This window comes from Hoeflea sp. EC-HK425 (assembly GCF_902498795.1).
Classification (GTDB): Bacteria; Pseudomonadota; Alphaproteobacteria; order Rhizobiales; family Rhizobiaceae; genus Hoeflea; species Hoeflea alexandrii.
Genome location: NZ_LR701572.1, coordinates 4,334,724 through 4,354,048 on the forward strand (window position 1 = coordinate 4,334,724; position 19,325 = coordinate 4,354,048).

21 protein-coding genes, 1 tRNA gene and 1 pseudogene are annotated in these 19,325 nt (G+C 61.2%); 15 read left to right on the forward strand and 8 right to left on the reverse strand.

The features are described from left to right. Positions 1-9: 9 nt before the first annotated feature. From SPHINGO391_RS23280 to SPHINGO391_RS23295, 4 genes are all read right to left on the reverse strand, one after another. Positions 10-1,221 carry a beta-ketoacyl-[acyl-carrier-protein] synthase family protein gene (locus tag SPHINGO391_RS23280; RefSeq protein ID WP_152011080.1) on the reverse strand — a complete coding sequence of 404 codons (1,212 nt, stop codon included), beginning with the start codon at positions 1,219-1,221 and terminating at the stop codon, positions 10-12. A 2-nt stretch (positions 1,222-1,223) separates the two neighbouring features. After that, a complete protein-coding gene (locus SPHINGO391_RS23285) occupies positions 1,224-1,478 on the reverse strand; it encodes an acyl carrier protein (protein ID WP_152011081.1) in 255 nt (84 codons plus the stop codon). A gap of 71 nt (positions 1,479-1,549) precedes the next feature. Next, positions 1,550-2,155, reverse strand: coding sequence for a 3-isopropylmalate dehydratase small subunit (leuD, locus tag SPHINGO391_RS23290; protein ID WP_152011082.1), 606 nt, complete (start codon positions 2,153-2,155; stop codon positions 1,550-1,552). Between the two features lie 118 nt (positions 2,156-2,273). Then, the gene (locus SPHINGO391_RS23295) at positions 2,274-2,507 is read right to left on the reverse strand and encodes a hypothetical protein (protein WP_152011083.1); all 234 of its coding nucleotides are present in this window, start codon (positions 2,505-2,507) and stop codon (positions 2,274-2,276) included. A gap of 163 nt (positions 2,508-2,670) precedes the next feature. Between SPHINGO391_RS23295 and SPHINGO391_RS23300 the strand changes: the two genes are divergently transcribed. The 3 genes from SPHINGO391_RS23300 to SPHINGO391_RS23310 are packed head-to-tail and all read left to right on the forward strand — an operon-like array spanning position 2,671 to position 4,972. Then, positions 2,671-3,600 (forward strand): CoA ester lyase, encoded by a 930-nt coding sequence (locus SPHINGO391_RS23300; protein WP_152011084.1) that lies wholly within the window; start codon positions 2,671-2,673, stop codon positions 3,598-3,600. Further along, positions 3,597-3,803, forward strand: a complete 207-nt coding sequence (locus tag SPHINGO391_RS23305; protein WP_152011085.1) for a DUF1737 domain-containing protein — start codon at positions 3,597-3,599, stop codon at positions 3,801-3,803. The genes SPHINGO391_RS23300 and SPHINGO391_RS23305 overlap by 4 nt, the downstream gene beginning before the upstream one ends. Positions 3,804-3,805: 2 nt before the next feature. Beyond that, entirely contained in the window at positions 3,806-4,972 is a 1,167-nt protein-coding gene (locus SPHINGO391_RS23310) for an amidohydrolase (RefSeq protein ID WP_244615332.1), read from the forward strand. A 77-nt stretch (positions 4,973-5,049) separates the two neighbouring features. Here the strand turns inward: SPHINGO391_RS23310 and SPHINGO391_RS23315 are convergent, their stop codons facing one another. The 3 genes from SPHINGO391_RS23315 to SPHINGO391_RS23325 form a co-directional block, all read right to left on the reverse strand. Continuing rightward, positions 5,050-5,472 (reverse strand): metallopeptidase family protein, encoded by a 423-nt coding sequence (locus tag SPHINGO391_RS23315; RefSeq protein ID WP_152011086.1) that lies wholly within the window; start codon positions 5,470-5,472, stop codon positions 5,050-5,052. A gap of 107 nt (positions 5,473-5,579) precedes the next feature. Continuing rightward, positions 5,580-6,014 (reverse strand): potassium channel family protein, encoded by a 435-nt coding sequence (locus SPHINGO391_RS23320; protein WP_193217392.1) that lies wholly within the window; start codon positions 6,012-6,014, stop codon positions 5,580-5,582. A 333-nt stretch (positions 6,015-6,347) separates the two neighbouring features. Continuing rightward, positions 6,348-6,422, reverse strand: a tRNA-Gly gene (locus SPHINGO391_RS23325). 327 nt (positions 6,423-6,749) lie between these two features. Here SPHINGO391_RS23325 and SPHINGO391_RS23330 point away from each other — a divergent pair. The 5 genes from SPHINGO391_RS23330 (at position 6,750) to SPHINGO391_RS23350 (ending at position 9,973) form a co-directional block, all read left to right on the forward strand. Next, positions 6,750-7,247 (forward strand): prolyl-tRNA synthetase associated domain-containing protein, encoded by a 498-nt coding sequence (locus tag SPHINGO391_RS23330; protein ID WP_152011088.1) that lies wholly within the window; start codon positions 6,750-6,752, stop codon positions 7,245-7,247. A gap of 49 nt (positions 7,248-7,296) precedes the next feature. Beyond that, a complete protein-coding gene (gene trxA / locus SPHINGO391_RS23335) occupies positions 7,297-8,295 on the forward strand; it encodes a thioredoxin (RefSeq protein ID WP_152011089.1) in 999 nt (332 codons plus the stop codon). 83 nt (positions 8,296-8,378) lie between these two features. After that, on the forward strand, positions 8,379-9,056 hold the full coding sequence (locus SPHINGO391_RS23340) for an LON peptidase substrate-binding domain-containing protein (RefSeq protein ID WP_152011090.1): 678 nt from the start codon (positions 8,379-8,381) through the stop codon (positions 9,054-9,056). Positions 9,057-9,071: 15 nt separating this feature from the next. Next, positions 9,072-9,293: a Trm112 family protein gene (locus SPHINGO391_RS23345; RefSeq protein WP_152011091.1), complete on the forward strand. Its 222-nt coding sequence runs from the start codon at positions 9,072-9,074 to the stop codon at positions 9,291-9,293. Positions 9,294-9,424: 131 nt separating this feature from the next. After that, positions 9,425-9,973 (forward strand): TetR/AcrR family transcriptional regulator, encoded by a 549-nt coding sequence (locus SPHINGO391_RS23350; RefSeq protein WP_244615334.1) that lies wholly within the window; start codon positions 9,425-9,427, stop codon positions 9,971-9,973. Positions 9,974-9,997: 24 nt separating this feature from the next. On the opposite strand, the gene SPHINGO391_RS23355 is transcribed toward SPHINGO391_RS23350, so the two are convergent. Further along, positions 9,998-11,224 (reverse strand): ubiquinone biosynthesis hydroxylase, encoded by a 1,227-nt coding sequence (locus SPHINGO391_RS23355; protein ID WP_152011093.1) that lies wholly within the window; start codon positions 11,222-11,224, stop codon positions 9,998-10,000. 152 nt (positions 11,225-11,376) lie between these two features. Between SPHINGO391_RS23355 and tesB the strand changes: the two genes are divergently transcribed. From tesB to SPHINGO391_RS23390, 7 genes and pseudogenes are all read left to right on the forward strand, one after another. Next, a complete protein-coding gene (tesB, locus tag SPHINGO391_RS23360; RefSeq protein WP_152011094.1) occupies positions 11,377-12,255 on the forward strand; it encodes an acyl-CoA thioesterase II in 879 nt (292 codons plus the stop codon). Between the two features lie 217 nt (positions 12,256-12,472). Further along, positions 12,473-12,823, forward strand: a complete 351-nt coding sequence (locus tag SPHINGO391_RS23365; RefSeq protein WP_193217393.1) for a P-II family nitrogen regulator — start codon at positions 12,473-12,475, stop codon at positions 12,821-12,823. 20 nt (positions 12,824-12,843) lie between these two features. Beyond that, the gene (locus SPHINGO391_RS23370) at positions 12,844-14,190 is read left to right on the forward strand and encodes an ammonium transporter (protein WP_210385812.1); all 1,347 of its coding nucleotides are present in this window, start codon (positions 12,844-12,846) and stop codon (positions 14,188-14,190) included. A gap of 345 nt (positions 14,191-14,535) precedes the next feature. Next, positions 14,536-14,886: a P-II family nitrogen regulator gene (locus SPHINGO391_RS23375; RefSeq protein WP_193217393.1), complete on the forward strand. Its 351-nt coding sequence runs from the start codon at positions 14,536-14,538 to the stop codon at positions 14,884-14,886. A 20-nt stretch (positions 14,887-14,906) separates the two neighbouring features. Next, positions 14,907-15,107, forward strand: a pseudogene (locus SPHINGO391_RS23380) (ammonia channel protein); the annotation flags it as partial. 27 nt (positions 15,108-15,134) lie between these two features. After that, positions 15,135-16,472 carry an ammonium transporter gene (locus tag SPHINGO391_RS23385; RefSeq protein WP_244615337.1) on the forward strand — a complete coding sequence of 446 codons (1,338 nt, stop codon included), beginning with the start codon at positions 15,135-15,137 and terminating at the stop codon, positions 16,470-16,472. A 185-nt stretch (positions 16,473-16,657) separates the two neighbouring features. Continuing rightward, positions 16,658-19,279, forward strand: coding sequence for a DNA translocase FtsK (locus SPHINGO391_RS23390; RefSeq protein ID WP_152011096.1), 2,622 nt, complete (start codon positions 16,658-16,660; stop codon positions 19,277-19,279). The last annotated feature ends 46 nt before the right edge of the window (positions 19,280-19,325 follow it).

Genomic DNA, 19,325 nt, shown 5'->3' on the forward strand with positions numbered 1-19,325 from the left:
CCGCGCGTTTCAGATCTTGCCCAGCGCGATCACCGCATTGGTGCCGCCAAAGGCGAACGCGTTCGAAAGGGTGATGTCGACCTTCTTCTCGCGCGCCACATTCGGCGTGACGTCAAGATCGCAAACCGGGTCGGGGGTCGCGTAGTTGATAGTCGGCGGAATCACGCCCTCGCGGATCGCGTTGACGCAGGCAATCATCTCGATCGCGCTCGATGCGCCAAGGCAATGGCCGTGCATCGACTTGGTCGAGGACACTGATACGGTTTTCGCGGTCGGGCCAAAGACATCATGGATAACCCTGGCTTCAGTCTGGTCATTGGCCTGGGTGGCGGTTCCATGGGCATTGATGTAGTCGACCTGATCGGCGGATATGCCGGCGTCGGCGAGGCAGTTTCGGATTGCGGTGGCCGGGCCCTCGACTGTCGGATTGACGATGTCGGAGGCGTCTCCGGACATGCCGACACCGATGACTTCAGCCAGAATGTTGGCGCCGCGGGCCCTGGCGTGCTCGTAGGACTCCAGCACCGCGATTGCGGCGCCATCGCCAAGCAGTAATCCGTCGCGATCGGCGGAGAAAGGCCGGCAGACCGAGCGTGCAAGCACACGCAGCGCTTCCCAGGCCTTGAGCGGCCCGTAGACCAGGGCTGTTTCCGTTCCGCCGGCGAGCATCACGTCTGCTCTCCCCAGGCGGATCTGGTCCACGGCTGAAGCGAAAGCATGATTTCCAGATGCGCAGGCTGAACTCACACCGAAGACCGGACCCTGCAGTCCCATGGCGATGGACACCTGGCCGGACGGCGCGCTGGGCATGGCGCGGGGAACGGTGAATATGTTGGTGCGTCTTTTTCCTTCGAGGAAAATGTCGACATAACTCTGGTCGACCGCATCGGCCCCGTACACACCGACGCCGACAATGCAGCCGGCACGGTGGGAATCGAAACCACCTGCTTCCAGACCCGAATGCTGCATGGCCTGGCGGGCCGCAATCACCGCGATCCGGCTGTTGGCGCCCATGGTGACGCTCTGGCGCTTGTCAATTCCATCGTCTTCCGGGTAGTCGACGATGCTGCATCCGACATTGACCTTGAGATCACGGACATCGAAATCCAGCGGCCGGGCTCCGTCCCGTCCCTGCTTCATGCCTTCCCAGATCGTCTCGGCATTGCCGCCCAGGGCGCAGATACCGCCCAGTCCCGTTATGACAACGCGCCGCCTGTCCATGGTCAGGTCTTGGCCGCGACAAGGGCTTTGACGACATCGGCGATGTCGCCGACGGTCTTGAGTGACTCCCAGGCTTCGGCCGTGTTCATGTCAATCTCGATGTCGTACTTGTCTTCGATGTCCATGACGACCTCGGTGAGTACGAGCGAGTCGATCTCCAGCTCGGCCAATTCCGTTTCACGGGTGATCTCGCCTGCTTCGGTCTCTGCCGCCGGGGCGATAATGGCGATGATGGATGCTTCAACATCACTGGACATGGACATTCCCTTCTATGCGCGCAAACGCACCACAAACCACTGCGCCCGACAGCTGGGTGTCAACAGACGGACTAGAGCCAAGGATGATTGTCCGATGCCCTGGTTTCATAGCTATCGATGGCGCTTGCCTTCTCGAGAGTCAATCCGATGTCGTCCAGGCCGTTAAGCAGGCAATGCTTCTTGAAGGCATCGATATCAAACTTGATGACGCCGCCATCCGGGCCGCGGATTTCCTGTTCTTCGAGATCGATGGAGACCGTGGCGTTGGCGCCGCGACGGGCGTCATCCATCAGCTTGTCGAGGTCTTCCTGGCTGACGACGATCGGCAGAATGCCGTTCTTGAAACAATTGTTGTAGAAGATGTCGGCGAAACTGGTGGAGATCACGCAGCGGATGCCGAAGTCGAGCAGCGCCCAAGGGGCATGCTCGCGCGACGAGCCGCAGCCGAAATTGTCGCCGGCGATGAGGATGGATGCATTACGCCATGCGGGCTGATTGAGCACGAAATCCGGGTTTTCCGAGCCGTCCTCATTGTAGCGCGCTTCCGCGAACAGACCCTTTCCAAGACCGGTACGCTTGATCGTCTTGAGATAATCCTTGGGGATGATCATGTCGGTGTCGATGTTGACAACCGGAAGAGGTGCGGCAACGCCGGTGAGGCGGGAGAATTTTTCCATGGCTTGCTGATCCTGTCTGTCTGTGCCGGAGCATTTAACAAACAAAGACCCGAAAAAGAAGAGGCTTGCCGACACTTAACCGCCAGAAGGCGTTCGCAAGCGGCGGCAGCGCTGCGAACTACATGTCGATAATGGTGCCGCGGCCGTCATTCCAGACCCTGTAGTCGGTTCTGGCCCTGTCGCGGTTGCCGGAAGTGCTTGCCTTTGCCATGGCAGGCTGGAGCCGTCCGGTCAGACGTGCAAGGACGATCGTGCCTGCTGCGAGGGTACCAATAACAAGCGCCAAGGCAACGCCTGCAAAGGCAGCAACCACCAGGCCCAATCCGGTCAAGACTGCGAGAATGTTTCTCATAACCATGTTCCTTTGTTGTTATCGATCATGTGGGGATCGGTAGCGCGGCGTTCAATAGTGCGCTGCAGTCTGCCGGTATTCATGGATGCCTGGAGCCCGCATCAAGCTTGCGGAAGAAACCGGGGCCCTTGCATGGCGGTCGCGTCAAAGGCAATAAGGCGTGATGACCCAGACATCACCCTTCCGGCCCGTGCGGCCTCGCCGTTCGGCGCTGTATCTGCCGGCAAACAATGCCCGCGCCCTTGAAAAACTGCCACAGCTGGCCTGTGACAGCGCCGTCATTGACCTTGAAGATTCGGTCGCGCCCGGCGCCAAGGACGAAGCCCGCGAGAGCCTGCGGCGATTTTTCAGGGACGGACGGGCTGCGGCGTTGCCTGATGGCGTGGAGACGGTGATCCGGATCAATTCCCTGTCATCACCATGGGGTGCGGAGGATCTGCTTGCGGCGCGTGGCTGCAAGCCGGGCGCGATTCTGATCCCGAAAGTGGAAACGCCCGAAGACATCATCGCGGTGGAAGACGCGCTTGAGCAGACCGATGCGGCTTTGTCATTGCGGCTGTGGGCAATGATCGAAACCCCGCGCGGGGTCATGAACGCGGGCCACATCGCGCGCACGGCACGGTCCGACGGCGCGCGGCTGGATTGTTTGATTACCGGAACCAATGACCTCATGAAGGAAACCGGCGTCGCCTCGTTGCCGGGGCGGCCATGGCTGTCATCGTGGCTGATGCAGATCGTGCTTGCGGCGCGGGCCTATGGCCTCGACGTTCTTGACGGCGTTTACAATGATTTCCGGGACGAGGCCGGGCTCAAGCGCGAATGCGACGAGGGTCGGGCCATGGGGTTTGACGGCAAGACGCTGATCCATCCGGCGCAGATCGGACCGGCCAACCAGGCCTTCGGCATCCCGGCCGGGCAGCTTGCGGAGGCAAAGGCGATCGCCGAGGCTTTCAGTCTGGCTGAAAACCACGACCGGGGCGTTATCAGCCTCAACGGCAAGATGGTCGAGCGGCTGCATCTGGAGATGGCTGAACGGCTCATTGAAAAGGCTGCGCGGATTGCCGCGCGCCATGACGGAGACCACACGACATGAAACTCTATCGTTTTCTCACCGGACCAGACGACAGTGCCTTCTGCCACAAGGTCAGCCTCGCCCTGTCCAAGGGCTGGCAATTGCATGGCTCGCCCTCGCTGTCCTTCAACGCGGCAACCGGCCTGATGCATTGCGGCCAGGCAGTGACCAAGGAGGTCGAGGGCAAAGCCTATGATCCTGACATGAAACTCGGAGACCAGTAAGCTTGACCGACCTCCTGACACCTGCCGCCGTGGCGGAACTGACCGTTCTGCGCCACGATCTTCATCGCAGACCGGAGCTTTCCGGTGAAGAGGGGCAGACAGCCGCCCGGATTGCTGCCGAACTCGAACGCCATGGCCCCGACGAGATCCTCAAGGACCTGGGCACGCACGGCGTTGCGGCGGTTTATGACAGCGGCGTTGCGGGTCCGACCGTGCTGTTCCGGTGTGAACTCGATGGATTGCCGATCACCGAGATCTCGCGCTTCGCTTGGCGCTCGGAGATCGACGGCAAGGGGCATCTGTGCGGACATGACGGCCACATGGCGATCATGTGCGGCTTGGCTGTACAATTGGCCGCAAACCGGCCGGCACGTGGCCGCGTGGTGCTTCTGTTCCAGCCGGCGGAGGAAACCGGCGCGGGTGCGGCGGACGTGATAGCAGATCCGCGCTTCGAACTGATCCGCCCGGATTATGCCTTCGCGCTTCACAACCTGCCGGGGTTGCCGCTGGGATCGGTCGGGGTCCGGTCCGGTCCGTTCACATTTGCCTCCGAGGGGTTGGCCATCCGGCTGACCGGCCGTACGTCGCATGCGGCCCAGCCCGAGGCCGGGGTCAGCCCGGCAGCGGTGATGGCAAGGCTGGTCGAAACCCTGCCGGCGCTGCCGGAGACGCTGGGTCACACGGCCGGCCATTCGCTGGTCACCCTTTCCCATGCGCGGGTTGGCGAGGCGGCTTTCGGGATCTCTCCCGGTGAAGCCGATGTCTGGGTGACGGTCCGGGCCATTGATGACGAGTTGCAGGCCGACCTGATCAATCTGGCCGAGGGGCTGGCTCGACGGCTGGCGGAAGCCGGCGGCCTGGGCGTCGAATTCTCCCGCCACGAGAATTTTGCCGCCGGTCACAATGACGCGGCAGCGGTGGCTCATATCGAATCTGCGGCAGGGCTGTTGGGGACCGCCCGTGTCGAGGTTGGCGATCCGTTTCGCTGGTCGGAAGATTTTGGACGTTTTGGCAGCGTCGCCAAGACCGGCCTGTTCGTGCTCGGCTCGGGAGAAGATCACCCAAGGCTGCACAATCCCGATTTCGATTTTCCGGACGCCCTGATTCCGATTGGAACAAGGCTGTTCGAGCAGATTGCCCGTGATCTTTGCGGCGGAGCGCGGTCATAGGCTCCCCGGAGCCCGTTGCCAGCGCGTGAAATCCGTCACAGGACAAGTGAGAGTGGTAAGTGAGGTCGGACCCGGTCTCAGGGAACGCCGGCCTCGATGCGTTCCATGTCTTCATCGGAGAGGCCGAAGTGATGGCCGATCTCGTGAATGAGGACGTGAGTTATGATGTCGCCTAGGGTTTCATCATTCTCGGCCCAGTAATCAAGGATCGGCCGACGGTAGAGCAGAACCCGGTTGGCCAGTTCGCCGGTCTCGATGGTGAACCGTTCGGTCAGGCCGCGGCCCTCGAACAGGCCGAGCAGATCGAATGGCGTTTCCAGCCCCATGTCCTCGAAGATGTCGTCATCGGGGAAATCCGCCACGATGATAGCCACGTTGCCCGTGTGGGCACGGAACCCGTCGGGCAGCTTGGCATAGGCATCTATCGCCAGGGATTCGAACTCGGCAAGTGACGGTGCATGCCTGTCCCGCCAATCGCCCGTTTGATCAACCCTCGCCATGAAACTTCCTTTGCCCGACTAGCCGCTTTCAGGGCCTCACCGGGCCAGTATTGTGCATATAAGTGAAAAGCACTGCTTTTTCGAGAGCAGCAGTTCACAAGCAGATTTCATCGCCTTGGGATGTAGCGGTCTGAAAGGCCGCGGATGATCTCGATCAGAACAGCGGTGAAGACGCCGAAGGCAAGCAGGCCGTTGACCGAGACGAAGCCTGAGAGAATGCGCCAGCTGTGCTCGACGACAACATCGCCGTAGCCGACCGTGGTGAAGGAAACCATCGAGAAATAAACCGCTTCCTCGAGCGTCGGGAAGACGCCGAGAAAATGGAACAGGATCGCCCAGAGCCAGACGCATACGGTGTTGGCAAGAAGCACGAGGATGACGGCGCTCGATAGCAGTCTGAAAAACTGCCAGATCCCGGGACGGCGATCCGTATAATTGGCTTCCGCCCTGCGGACCAGCCGGATGGTTACAAGGACAAACGCGATCATGACGGCGGTGGACGCCAGGATGGTGAGGGTGCCGATGATAAGCTCGGAGATCATGGATTTTCTGCTCGGTGACGGGGAAATCGGATGCGGCGGCGGGCAAGGAACCAGTTGTTCCACAGGAACAGGGATGCCTGAGGCCAAGATGTCCATCAGGTTGGTCCGATTTCATTATCCACTCATGATAGGGTTGCCACGTTGATGCGGATCAAACGCGACGCACTTCCGTTTTGAGATTTTTCAGGCCTGGGACTTTGGTGTCTCGGCATGCGCGGCCGAAAGAAAGTCTTGCGAATATCAGGCAAGCCGATCTGCAGCCAAGGGATACCCAAACGGCACCTGACCGAACTCTGATGGACCAGCTTCATGACCTTTGGGATTTGGAGAAACTGGAGCGGGCGAGGCGATTCGAACGCCCGACCCCAACCTTGGCAAGGTTGTGCTCTACCCCTGAGCTACGCCCGCTCATCACCATGTCCGTGGGGAACCCGGACCGGTTGTCCAGACGCTTCCGGCCCGGACCGGCGCTATATGGCGCAACCTGCTTTCAAATGCAACAGGGAATTTTCAGTCAAATGCACTATATCGCAACTTGCCCGCATCGCCGTGTCGTGCGCCCGTCCTGAGCCCGACCGTCACCCCGCCGACAAGCCCGGAATAGGGCGGGCATTGCGCCGATTTGCCGGGTTGCCTATCAAGGGGGCGAAATCGGGCTGGAATCCTGCGAAATGAAACCTGGCCGCGGATTCAACGTCGCCCATCTGACTGCATTTTTCAGCGAGAGTGTATTCCATGCCCAAGACCCGCCAAGATCTCCACGATTGCCTCGATGCTCTTGAGATCGCGCATTCGACAGTTGATCATGCACCTGTGTTCACGGTCGCCGAATCACAGTCTCTGCGCGACGACATCCCGGGTGGGCACACGAAAAACCTCTTTCTCAAGGACAAGAAAGGCGCCTACTTCCTGGTCACACTCGAAGAAAATGCCGAAGTGAACCTGAAGACGATCCACACGCTGATCGGGGCCAGCGGGCGAGTGTCGTTCGGCAAACCGGAAGCACTGATGGAGAAGCTTGGTGTGGCGCCTGGCTCGGTCACAATCTTCTGCGCGATCAATGATCCCGACCACGAAGTGACAATCGTCATTGACGCGCCGCTGCTCGACAACGAGGTTATCAATGCTCATCCCCTGAGCAACGATGCGACCACATCGATCGGGCGGGATGACCTCAAGCGCTTTCTGGCCCATACCGGCCACGAACCGATGATCTTGAAAGTTTCGGTCTAAATCACGATTTTGAACACAGATATCTTACAGCAGGCACGGAATCAGACCCATGAGTGACTTCGACAATCCCTATGCGCCGGGATCCGGCGGCCAGATGAGCGGCACGGTGACGTTCGGCGATTCCGCGAAACCGGCCGGTGCACCCGCCGGTGGTGTGGCTGGAGCCGCGGATCTGATCTCTGACACCACCACCGCTGACTTCACCGCCGACGTGATCAAGGCGTCGCAGGATGTTACGGTTCTGGTTGATTTCTGGGCGCCATGGTGCGGACCCTGCAAGCAGCTCACCCCGATCATCGAAAAGGTGGTGCGGGAAGCAAACGGCCGGGTCAGGCTGGTCAAGCTCAACATTGATGATCACCCGGCAATTCCGGGACAGATGGGCATTCAGTCGATCCCCGCCGTGGTCGCCTTTTCGGGCGGCAAGCCGGTGGATGGCTTCATGGGCGCGCTTCCGGAAAGCCAGATTCGCGAGTTCATCGACAAGGTGGCCGGCCCGCCGGCGAAATCCTCGGCGGAAGAGCAGGTTGAACAGATTCTGGCACAGTCGCGAGAGGCGTTCACCTCGGGCGATGTGGAAACCGCTGCACGCGGGTTTGGCGCCATCCTGCAAGTGGACCAGGGCCATGTCGGCGCGATTGCCGGGATGGCCGGCTGCATGCTGGCGGCGGGCGAGTTTGACCGGGCCGAAAAACTGCTCAATGCCATTCCGGCTGAAGACCGCAAGGATCCGGAAGTTGCTGCCGTGTTCAAGCGGGTGGAAATGGCGCGCGAAGTCGCCGAACTGGGTGATCCGGTCGAGCTGGAATCGCGCCTTGCGTCCAATCCCGACGATCACGAGGCACGGCTGAAATTTGCCAAGATCCTCAATGCCCAGGGCTACCGGGAAGCAGCGGCTGATGAGCTGTTCGCGATCATGCGCAAGGACCGGGCCTGGGAAGACGAAGCGGCGCGCAAGACGCTGCTGGAGTTTTTTGAAGCCTGGGGTCCCGTCGATCCGGCAACGCTTTCGGCCCGGCGGCAGCTTTCCTCGCTGCTGTTTTCCTGAGCGTCTGATTTCGCGGCAGACCCTTGAGATTTTAAAGGTTTGCCCCACATTCCGGTGTGTAATGAACGTTGAGGCTTAATGGCATGCAGGTCGGGAACAAATCCTATCGGCTCGAAGCGGATATTCCGGAACAGGTTCCGGTTTTTCCGCTGTCCGGTGCGCTGTTGCTGCCGGGGTCGCAGTTACCACTGAACATCTTCGAACCGCGCTATCTTTCGATGTTTGACGACGCGATGAGTTCGCACCGGCTGATCGGGGTGATTCAACCGGCGATGGCCGAGGCGGAGTCCTGCAAGGGTCCTGTCGAGGACCTGTGCCGTGTCGGTTGCTTGGGGCGGATTACCTCGATTGCGGAGACCGGAGACGGCCGCTACGTCATCACCCTGGGCGGTGTCTGCCGGTTCCGGGTGGGCGGCGAAGTGGAGAAAGGCCGCAAGCCTTACCGGACCTGCCGGATTTCGCCCTTCCTGGGTGATCTTGAAGCCGGTGATGAAGGGGCGGAAGTCGACAGGAAGGCGCTGCTCGAAAGCTTCAAGGCCTATCTGGACGCCAATGACCTCGAGGCCGACTGGAACTCCGTCGAGCGGGCCAGCACACAGACGCTGGTCAATTCGCTGTCGATGATGTCGCCCTACGGGCCGGCGGAAAAGCAGGCGCTGCTGGAAGCGGACAATCTCAGGGTTCGGGCGGAAACGCTGATTGCGATTACCGAGATTGCCCTTGCGCGTGATTCAGAGGATTATGGACGCGTTCTGCAATAGGCGTGCTGCGTGCCAATGACCGACCAGGTTCAGCCGGAAAAGAATCCCCGAGCAAGGGGCGCTGTCGACATCAAGATGCTCGAGCTCCTGGTGTGTCCGCTGACCTACGGGCCGCTGGAATTCCACGCCGAACGGGAAGAGCTGGTTTCCGCGCGCGCGAGGCTGGCCTACCCGGTGCGCGACGGCATCCCGATCATGCTGGTTTCCGAAGCCCGGCAGCTTCCCGACGAGGAATGAGAGCCCAAGACGTCTTCCCAGCGGCGGGCGGCGCTTGACGGGACCATCTGATCGCTCAATTATAAGTCAGCCGACCAAATCAGAAAGGCGGGCTTGTGGCGAAAAAGGGCGACCAAAGGCGGGAAGCGATCGTGGCCGCGGCAGCGCGCCTGTTCTGGGTCAATGGCTTTTCCGCAACCAGCATTGCCGACATTGCCCGCGCCGCCGGGGTGCCGCAGGGCAACATGTTCTATTATTTTCGCAGCAAGGCGGAACTGGCGTTGGCGGTGGCTGATGTTTTTGTCAGTGAAACCCAATCCCTGACCCTCGAAGCAGAGACCGCATCGCCGGATCCGCGTGAGCGTATCCGGTTCCTGCTGCAGAGGCTTGGACAGTCCAACCGCAGCCGGGTTGAAAACGGATGCCCGATAAGCGCGGCGGTCAGGGATTTTCGCCGGTCGGCTCCGGATGCATCGGCGCGGGCCGGTCAAAGCTTCGAACTGCTTGTGAGTTTCATTGCCCGGGAGCTGCAGAAAACAGGCCCGCGTCCATCTATTGCGATGGCCCGTGCCCGTGCCGTTGTCATCGAATGGCAAGGCGGAATCACCTTGGCCCACGCTTTCAACGACATGACTGTGCTGATGGAAAGCCTGCGCCGCGCCGAACAAAGCCTGCAGATCGCGCCGCAATCGGGGATTTGAAGATCACTTGAGACGCTGCGGCGGTCAGATTGTCTCGCCGCGCAGCAGCCGCGGGCCCGAAGCATCGGGAATGCCTGCGGCCTGGTTGATGAAATAGCGTTTCATCGCCGGCATACGGTCGACGAGCCCGAGGCCGAAATCCCTGATCAGCCGCAACGGCGTGATGTCGTTTGAGAACATCCGCGTCAGGATATCGCTGGTGACCCCCATGCGCACCGTGTCGAAGCGGCGCCAGGTCTGGTAGCGCTCCAGTACGGTCAGCGAGCCGATATCCAGACCGAGACGGTTTGCCTCGACGACCGTTTCAGCCAGGGCCGCGACATCGCGGAAGCCGAGATTGAGGCCCTGGCCCGCGACCGGATGGATGCCGTGCGCGGCATCGCCGGCGAGCGCCAGCCGCGGCCGGACGAATTCCCGCGCGAGCGTCAATCCGAGCGGGAAAGCCCGGCGTCCACCTTCGACCGTCAGTGCTCCGAGATGATGGCCGAAGCGGCGCTCGAGCTCGGCCTCAAAGACAAAATCGTCTTCGGCAACGAGCCGGTTGGCATCCTCGGTCCGTTCGGTCCAGACCAGCGACGAGCGGTTTCCGCTGAGCGGCAGGATGGCAAAGGGACCGGAGGGCAGGAAATGCTCCTCGGCGCGGCCATTGTGCGGGCGTTCATGGGCGACCGTTGTGACAATGCCCGACTGGCCATATTCCCAGCGCTGGGTCTTGATGCCGGCCATCTCGCGCAGGCTGGACTTGACCCCGTCGGCAGCGATCACGAGTTTTGCGGCGAATGTCCGGCCATCAGCGGTTTCGACACGGGCGTCGCGCTCGCTGATGTCGAGGGCCGATGCGGCGGCTGACTGGTGGATCGCCACGCCGATCTCTGCCGCCCTTTCGCGAAGGGCAGCGACCATGGCAACGTTCGGCGCCATGTGGGCGAAGGGCTCGCCATCCTCGATTGCGCCGTCGAAGGTCAGAAACACCGGACGGACAGGGTCGGAGGTGCGCGAATCGGTGATGATCATGTCATTGATGGCTTGCGTCTCGGCTTCGATGTCCTTCCAGACATCAAGCGTTGTCAGCAGGCGCCTTGCGCCGGCGGCGATCGCCGAGGCGCGCTGGTCCTTGCGCCATACCTCGGGCGGCGCGGCGTCGATCACGGCAACATCCAGCGACGGCGCCGCAAGTTTCAGGGCCACTGCAGCCGAAAGACCGACATAGCCGCCGCCGCATACCAGAATATCGAGGGTCGTGGTGGTCATCGCATGTTCCTTCCCGAGATCCGCATCTGCCGGCAGACAGCGCGCGCTGCCCTTCATTCGTGCCCTATATGAAAGCCGCGGTCTTTGCAGCAGCCTCATGACACCGTATACCGCATTGTCATCTTACAGCCCACCTCTGCGAGAAAACCAAAATGTCGCGCACAGCTCCCACCGCCATGGAACAACTGCTCTCAAGTCTCGACATTGAACGGCTCGAGCAGGACCTGTTCCGCGGAACTAGTCCGCAGGTCGGATGGCAGCGCGTCTTTGGCGGCCAGGTGATCGGCCAGGCGCTGGTGGCGGCACAGCGGACTATTACGGCTGACAGGCCGGTGCACTCGCTGCATGCCTATTTCATGCGTCCCGGCGATCCCGCCGCTCCGATCATCTACGAGGTCGACCGGATCCGTGACGGCCTGAGCTTCGCGACCCGCTCGGTGGTGGCGATCCAGCACGGCAAGGCGATCTTCTCGCTTTCGGCCTCGTTCCAGAAGGCCGAGGAGGGGCTCGAGTACCAGGACCCGATCCCCGCCGTTGCGCAGCCGCAGGATCTTCCGGGCAAGGAGGAGATGCGCGAAGCCTTCCTGGCCGGTGCGCCCGATCATATCCGCAGCTACTGGGAGCGGGAGCGTCCGATCGAGGTGCGGCCGCTGTCGCTGGAGCACTATATTTCCGACCAGAAACTCGAGCCGCAGCAGAAGGTCTGGGTCAGGACCACAGGTCCGGTGCCGGATGACCACATCATCCAGGCGGCGATCCTCGCCTATCTGTCGGACATGACGCTTCTCGACACGGCGCTGTTTGCGCATGGCCGCTCGGTGTTTGACCGCGAGCTGCAGGTCGCCAGCCTGGACCACGCGATGTGGTTCCACCGGCCCTCGAAACTGGATGACTGGTTGCTTTACAGCATGGATTCGCCCAACACCAATGGCGCCCGCGGCTTCACACGCGGCAGTCTTTACCAGCGCGACGGCAGGCTGATTGCCTCGGTCGCGCAGGAAGGATTGATTCGAGATCGGGCAAAAGCCTAAAATATAGGCATTTGTTAACTTTTGCCTAATTTGTGATCTTCGACTGTGCGGCGCGGCGCACGCCTGAATCATTCCGCTGAATATTCGATCATATTTTCAACAGGTTGCCGGTTTTTTTCGAAACTGGCACGGCTTTTGATTCCTTGGGGTCAGGCGGACGATCCGACGGGTGTCGGGTTGTCTGTCAGGAGAGGCGGCATGGCCGCGGACAACAAGGATGGGAAACCAGATGAAAATTGTGATGGCCATCATCAAGCCGTTCAAGCTGGACGAGGTGCGTGAAGCATTGACGGCTATCGGCATTCAGGGCCTGACCGTCAGCGAAGTCAAAGGCTACGGCAGACAGAAGGGGCACACGGAGATCTACCGCGGCACGGAATACGCGGTGAGCTTTCTTCCGAAACTGAAGATCGAGATCGCGATTGCGTCGGATGCGGTGGACAAGGCGGTCGAAGCGATCGCGACGTCCGCCAAGACCGGCCAGATCGGCGACGGCAAGATCTTCGTTTACTCGATTGACCAGGCCATGCGTATCCGCACCGGCGAAACCGACGCCGACGCGTTGTAAGGCAACAGGAGACCTAACCCATGACACTTCAGATGTCACACACATCCCCGCTTCGGATCGGGCTGTTGGCAGCGGGCGCACTCGCCGCTTTCGCTGTTCCAGCTTTCGCCCAGGAAGCAACCGAAGCCGCCGCGGCGCCGGAATTCGCCACGGCCGCCGAAACGGCCTTCATCTTCAACACGCTCCTGTTCCTCATCGGCGGTTTTCTCGTCATGTGGATGGCCGCCGGCTTTGCCATGCTGGAAGCAGGCCTGGTGCGTTCCAAGAATGTCTCGATGCAGTGCCTCAAGAACATTGCTCTCTATTCGATTGCCGGCCTGATGTTCTGGATCATCGGCTATTCACTGATGTACACCAACGTCAACGGTGGCTATTTCGGCACGCCGATGCCTTACAGCTGGCCTGACGCCGGCAGTGCCAACGAAGGCGACTACTCGGTTGCTTCCGACTGGTTCTTCCAGATGGTGTTCTGCGCCACCACAGCATCGATCGTCTCGGGCACTCTGGCCGAGCGCATCAAGCTGTGGCCGTTCCTGATCTTCACTGCAATCCTGACCGGCGTGCTCTATCCGATCACCGGTTCCTGGCAGTGGGGCGCAGGCTGGCTCAGCGAAGCAGGCTTCTCCGACTTTGCCGGCTCGACGCTGGTTCACTCGGTCGGTGGCTGGGCCGCTCTCGCCGGCGCTATCATCCTCGGCGCACGCAAGGGCAAATACGGAGCGGACGGCAAGGTCACCCCGATGCCGGGTTCGTCGATGGCGCTTGCCACGCTCGGAACCTTCATCCTGTGGCTCGGCTGGTTCGGCTTCAACGGCGCATCGCAGCTGGCCCTCGGGTCGAACGGTGACGCATCCGACATCAGCCGGATCTTTGCCAACACCAATCTCGCAGCCTGTGGCGGCGTGGTCGCGGCGATGATCCTCACCCAGATCATGTACAAGAAGGTCGACGTCACCATGGCGCTCAACGGCGCTCTCGCCGGCCTGGTCTCGATCACCGCCGAGCCTCTGATGCCTTCGCCGCTGACGGCGATCATCATCGGCGCCGTCGGTGGTGTGATCGTGGTGTTTGCCGTCCCGATGCTCGACAAGTTCAAGATCGACGACGTGGTTGGCGCCATCCCGGTTCACCTTCTTGCCGGTATCTGGGGCACCTTCATCGTACCGTTCTCCAACCCGGATATGTCCTACGGCACCCAGATCCTGGGTATCGTCTCGATCGGCGTGTTCACCTTCGTGGTGTCGGGCGTGATCTGGCTGATCCTGAAATCGACCGTCGGCATCCGCGCCACGGAAGAGCAGGAAATGATGGGCATGGACATGGCGGAAGTCGGTGTCGAAGCCTATCCGGAATTCACCAAGGGCTGATTGTCCTTGTCATGATATCCCGTCGGGATGGAGTTCCATCCCACCTTTGGGGCCCGGTTTTTCCGGGCCCTTTTTTGTATCGACAGACCCCGTTCAGAAGCCTGGCTGGTCAGGCGCGGCATTGGCGCGCAAAGCGGCAGTGCTGAATAAAGCATCATAAATCCCGATGTTTGTGCACAATAATTCGACATCATGCCACCCTGCAGGGCTGTCTGCCCGTCTGAAAGGCTTGGTTTCCGGCACATTGCCGTTTGGCACGGCACTTGATTGGGAATTCCCAAACGGACGATCCGACGGGTGTCGGGTTGTCTGTCAGAAGAGGCGGCATGGCCGCGGACAACAAGGATGGGAAACCAGATGAAAATTGTGATGGCCATCATCAAGCCGTTCAAGCTGGACGAGGTGCGTGAAGCATTGACGGCTATCGGCATTCAGGGCCTGACCGTCAGCGAAGTCAAAGGCTACGGCAGACAGAAGGGGCACACGGAGATCTACCGCGGCACGGAATACGCGGTGAGCTTTCTTCCGAAACTGAAGATCGAGATCGCGATTGCGTCGGATGCGGTGGACAAGGCGGTCGAAGCGATCGCGACGTCCGCCAAGACCGGCCAGATCGGCGACGGCAAGATCTTCGTTTACTCGATTGACCAGGCCATGCGTATCCGCACCGGCGAAACCGACGCCGACGCGTTGTAAGGCAACAGGAGACCTAACCCATGACACTTCAGATGTCACACACATCCCCGCTTCGGATCGGGCTGTTGGCAGCGGGCGCACTCGCCGCTTTCGCTGTTCCAGCTTTCGCCCAGGAAGCAACCACGACGATGGACAAGGGCGACACCACCTTCATGCTGGTCTCGACCATCCTGGTGCTGTTGATGATCCTGCCCGGCCTGGCGCTGTTCTATGGAGGCCTGNTTGTAAGGCAACAGGAGACCTAACCCATGACACTTCAGATGTCACACACATCCCCGCTTCGGATCGGGCTGTTGGCAGCGGGCGCACTCGCCGCTTTCGCTGTTCCAGCTTTCGCCCAGGAAGCAACCACGACGATGGACAAGGGCGACACCACCTTCATGCTGGTCTCGACCATCCTGGTGCTGTTGATGATCCTGCCCGGCCTGGCGCTGTTCTATGGAGGCCTGGTGCGGACCAAGAACATGCTGTCAGTGCTGCTGCAGTGCACGCTGATCACCGCCATGGTGATGGTGATCTGGGTGCTCTATGGTTATTCCTTCGCCTTTGGCGGGTCGGAAAGCGCGTTCTGGGGCGGAACCGCGAAAATGTTCCTGGCGGGTGTAACCCCGGCCAGTGAAGCGGCCACCTTCTCCGATGGCGTGATGATCCCCGAATACATCTTCATCGCCTTCCAGATGACCTTTGCCTGCATCACCCCGGCGCTGATCGTCGGCGCCTTTGCCGAGCGCATCCGGTTTTCCGCGGTCATGCTGTTCGTGGCTCTGTGGGTCACCTTTGTCTATTTCCCGGTCGCCCACATGGTGTGGGATGCCAACGGCCTTCTCTACAAGATGGGCGCGCTCGATTTTGCCGGCGGCACCGTGGTGCATATCAATGCCGGTATCGCCGGCCTGATCGGTGCGATCATGGTCGGCAAGCGGACCGGCTTCGGTCGCGACATGATGGCGCCGCACTCGATGACGCTGACCATGGTCGGCGCGGCACTGCTGTGGTTCGGCTGGTTCGGCTTCAACGCCGGCTCCAATCTGGAAGCCAATGCCGGCGCTGCGCTCGCCATGATCAACACCTTTACCGCAACCGCCGGTGCCATTCTGGCCTGGACGGTGATCGAAACCCTGCATCGCGGCAAGGCCTCGCTGCTCGGCGCGGTTTCCGGCATGATCGCCGGTCTCGTCGCTGTCACCCCCGCGGCGGGCTTCGCGGGCCCGGTTGGCGCCATCGCGCTGGGCGCGGTCTCCTCGGCGGTCTGCTACTATTTCGTCGCGGTGGTGAAGAACAAGTTCGGCTATGACGACACGGCGGACGTGTTCGGCATCCACGGCGTTGGCGGCATCGTCGGCGCGCTCGGAACCGCGGTCGTCAACATGCCCGGTCTCGGCGGCGCGGGCGGCGAAGACTATGCCGTCGGTTCGCAGTTCGTCATCCAGGCCTCTGCGGTCGGCATCACCATCCTCTGGTGCGGCATCCTTTCGTTCATTCTCTTCAAGATCGTCGACATGGCCATCGGTCTGCGCGTCAGCGTCGAGGATGAACGCCAGGGTCTCGATCTGGCCTCCCACGGCGAAGCCGCCTATCACGGCTGAGCAGACCTGATTCAACAAGACCGAAGACGCGGCCCGGCCTTCCGGGCCGCGTCTTTGCGTTTGAGCCTGAGTGTTTTACCGGTCGGGCGGTTTGCATGGTTAATGCCGCATTAACCCGGTACCGGTTAGATTTGCCGAATGTGGGTTCGCAAGGGCCCAAAACCCGATTCGGACGTTGTGTACCCATGCAGTCAGGCTCTTCATCTCTACCGTCAGGCGTTTCTTCGCACAGCACCCTGCTGGGTGAGCTGGTTCGACGGCAGATCAGGTTTGTCATCGGGCTGGCAATCCTTGCCGGGCTGATGCTGGCGATTGCGGCGCTGGCAACCTGGAATGTCACCGATCCGAGCTTCTCCAACGCCAATGGCGCTGTTCCGCAGAACGCCCTGGGTTTCAGCGGCGCGGCGTTTGCCGATCTGGTCATGCAGTTCTTTGGCCTGGCGGGGCTTATTGGTCTTCTGCCGGCGCTGTTCTGGGCCATCGGCCTCATGCGCAACAGGCCGGTCGACCGTGGCTCACGCCGTGCCGCGGCCTGGTTCGGCGGCGCCTGGCTGACAGCTGCGCTGTTCGGGCTGATGCCGCGCTCGGAAGCCTGGCCCCTGCCCAACGGCCTCGGTGGCGTTCTCGGCGACATGGCGCTGAAGCTCCCCTCGGTGTTCACTGGCGGGTTTCCCTCCGGCCTGGTAGCGGTCATTCTCGGAGTTTTGATAGCGCCGGTGGCATGCTGGCTGCTGGTCTTCGGCGCCGGCCTGACCGGACGTCCCGTGATTGTTGAAGACATCGACGAACCGGTTGTCGAAGATGACGACGAACTCGATGAAGCGTCGAGCGGTTCGCTGATCCTGGGTGCTGTCACCCATGCATGGTACACCACGCGGGCCCGGCTGCGGCGGATGGTCGGCCTGGCAGACCTGCGAAGACTGCGCCCGATGCCCGATTCCCCGCTCGATCTGAACCGCGCGTACGATCCCGCCGATGATGTGTTTCAGGACGGGGCCCGTCGCCCTGTTGGGGAACGAATCGAACCGGGCTTCGCAGCTTCGACCCAGGGCCGTCCGCAACACGTCGATGACGCTCCACCTTTCGATATCGATGATGAGCCGCTGCCCGAAGGCATCCTGTCCGATGATTTCGACCAGGAAGACGATCCTGCGGCGGACTGGCGTCCGCAGCCGGCTCCGGTTCGTCAGGCGGCTTCGCCACGGATCGCTGCACCTGCCGAACGACCCAAGCCGGGTGCGCGGTTGCATCGCGATGCGCAGGGTTCGATGCTCGACGATCACGGGTTCTCGCTGCCATCGGTCCATCTTCTCGCCGAAGCCCGCAACGTGGCCAAGGATTCCTCGCTGTCGCCGGAGGCGCTTGAACAGAATGCCCGCATGCTCGAAGGCGTGCTGCAGGACTTCGGGGTCAAGGGCGAGATCATTCATGTCCGGCCCGGTCCGGTCGTCACTCTGTATGAACTTGAACCTGCACCGGGCATCAAGTCTTCCCGGGTGATCGGGCTTGCCGATGACATTGCGCGTTCGATGAGCGCGATCGCCGTGCGTGTCGCCGTGGTTCCCGGCCGCAATGCGATCGGTATCGAACTGCCGAACCAGAAGCGGGAAACCGTCTATCTGCGCGAGCTGATCGCCAGCCGCGATTTCGAGACCTCCAAGGCCAAGCTGGGGCTGGCACTTGGCAAGACCATCGGCGGTGAACCGGTGATCGCCGATCTGGCCAAGATGCCGCATGTGCTTGTGGCGGGTACCACCGGCTCGGGCAAATCCGTGGCGATCAACACGATGATCCTGTCGATCCTGTACCGGATGGATCCGTCAAAGTGCCGGTTGATCATGATCGATCCGAAGATGCTCGAGCTTTCGGTCTATGACGGGATTCCGCATCTGTTAACTCCGGTGGTGACCGATCCGAAAAAGGCCGTGGTGGCGCTCAAATGGACCGTTCGGGAGATGGAAGAGCGCTACAAGAAGATGTCGAAGATCGGCGTGCGCAACATCGATGGCTTCAACCAGAGGGTCGAACAGGCGCGCAATGCTGGCGAGCCGATCACCCGCACCGTGCAGACCGGCTTTGACCGCGAGACCGGCGAGGCCGTCTACGAGACCGAGGAATTCGATCTCACGCCGCTGCCTTACATCATCGTTCTGATCGACGAGATGGCTGACCTGATGATGGTCGCCGGCAAGGATATCGAAGGTGCGGTGCAGCGACTGGCGCAGATGGCCCGTGCCGCGGGCATCCATGTGATCATGGCGACACAGCGTCCGTCGGTCGATGTGATCACCGGCACGATCAAGGCCAACTTCCCGACCCGGATCTCGTTCCAGGTCACCTCGAAGATCGATTCGCGGACCATTCTGGGTGAGCAGGGTGCGGAACAGCTCCTGGGCATGGGCGACATGCTCTACATGGCCGGTGGTGGCCGCATCCAGCGTGTCCACGGTCCGTTTGTCTCGGACAAGGAAGTCGAAGACATCGTTTCCTTCCTGAAAACACAGGGCGTGCCGGAATATCTCGATGCGATTACCGAGGATGATGATGAAACCGAGGGGGGCGGTGGCGGTCCGGCAGGAACCTCCAATCTCGCCGATTCGGACGATCCGTATGACCAGGCGGTGGCCATCGTGTTGCGTGATGGCAAGGCATCGACGTCCTATATCCAGCGCCGGCTGGGGATCGGATACAACCGTGCTGCCTCGCTGATTGAGCGGATGGAGAACGAAGGTGTCATCAGTCCCGCCAACCATGCGGGCAAGCGTGAAATCCTGGTGCCGACCGAAGACGAAATCGATCCGCGCTAACTGGTGCGGCGACGTGTGCCGCACGTCACACTGGCGCCGCAGTCTT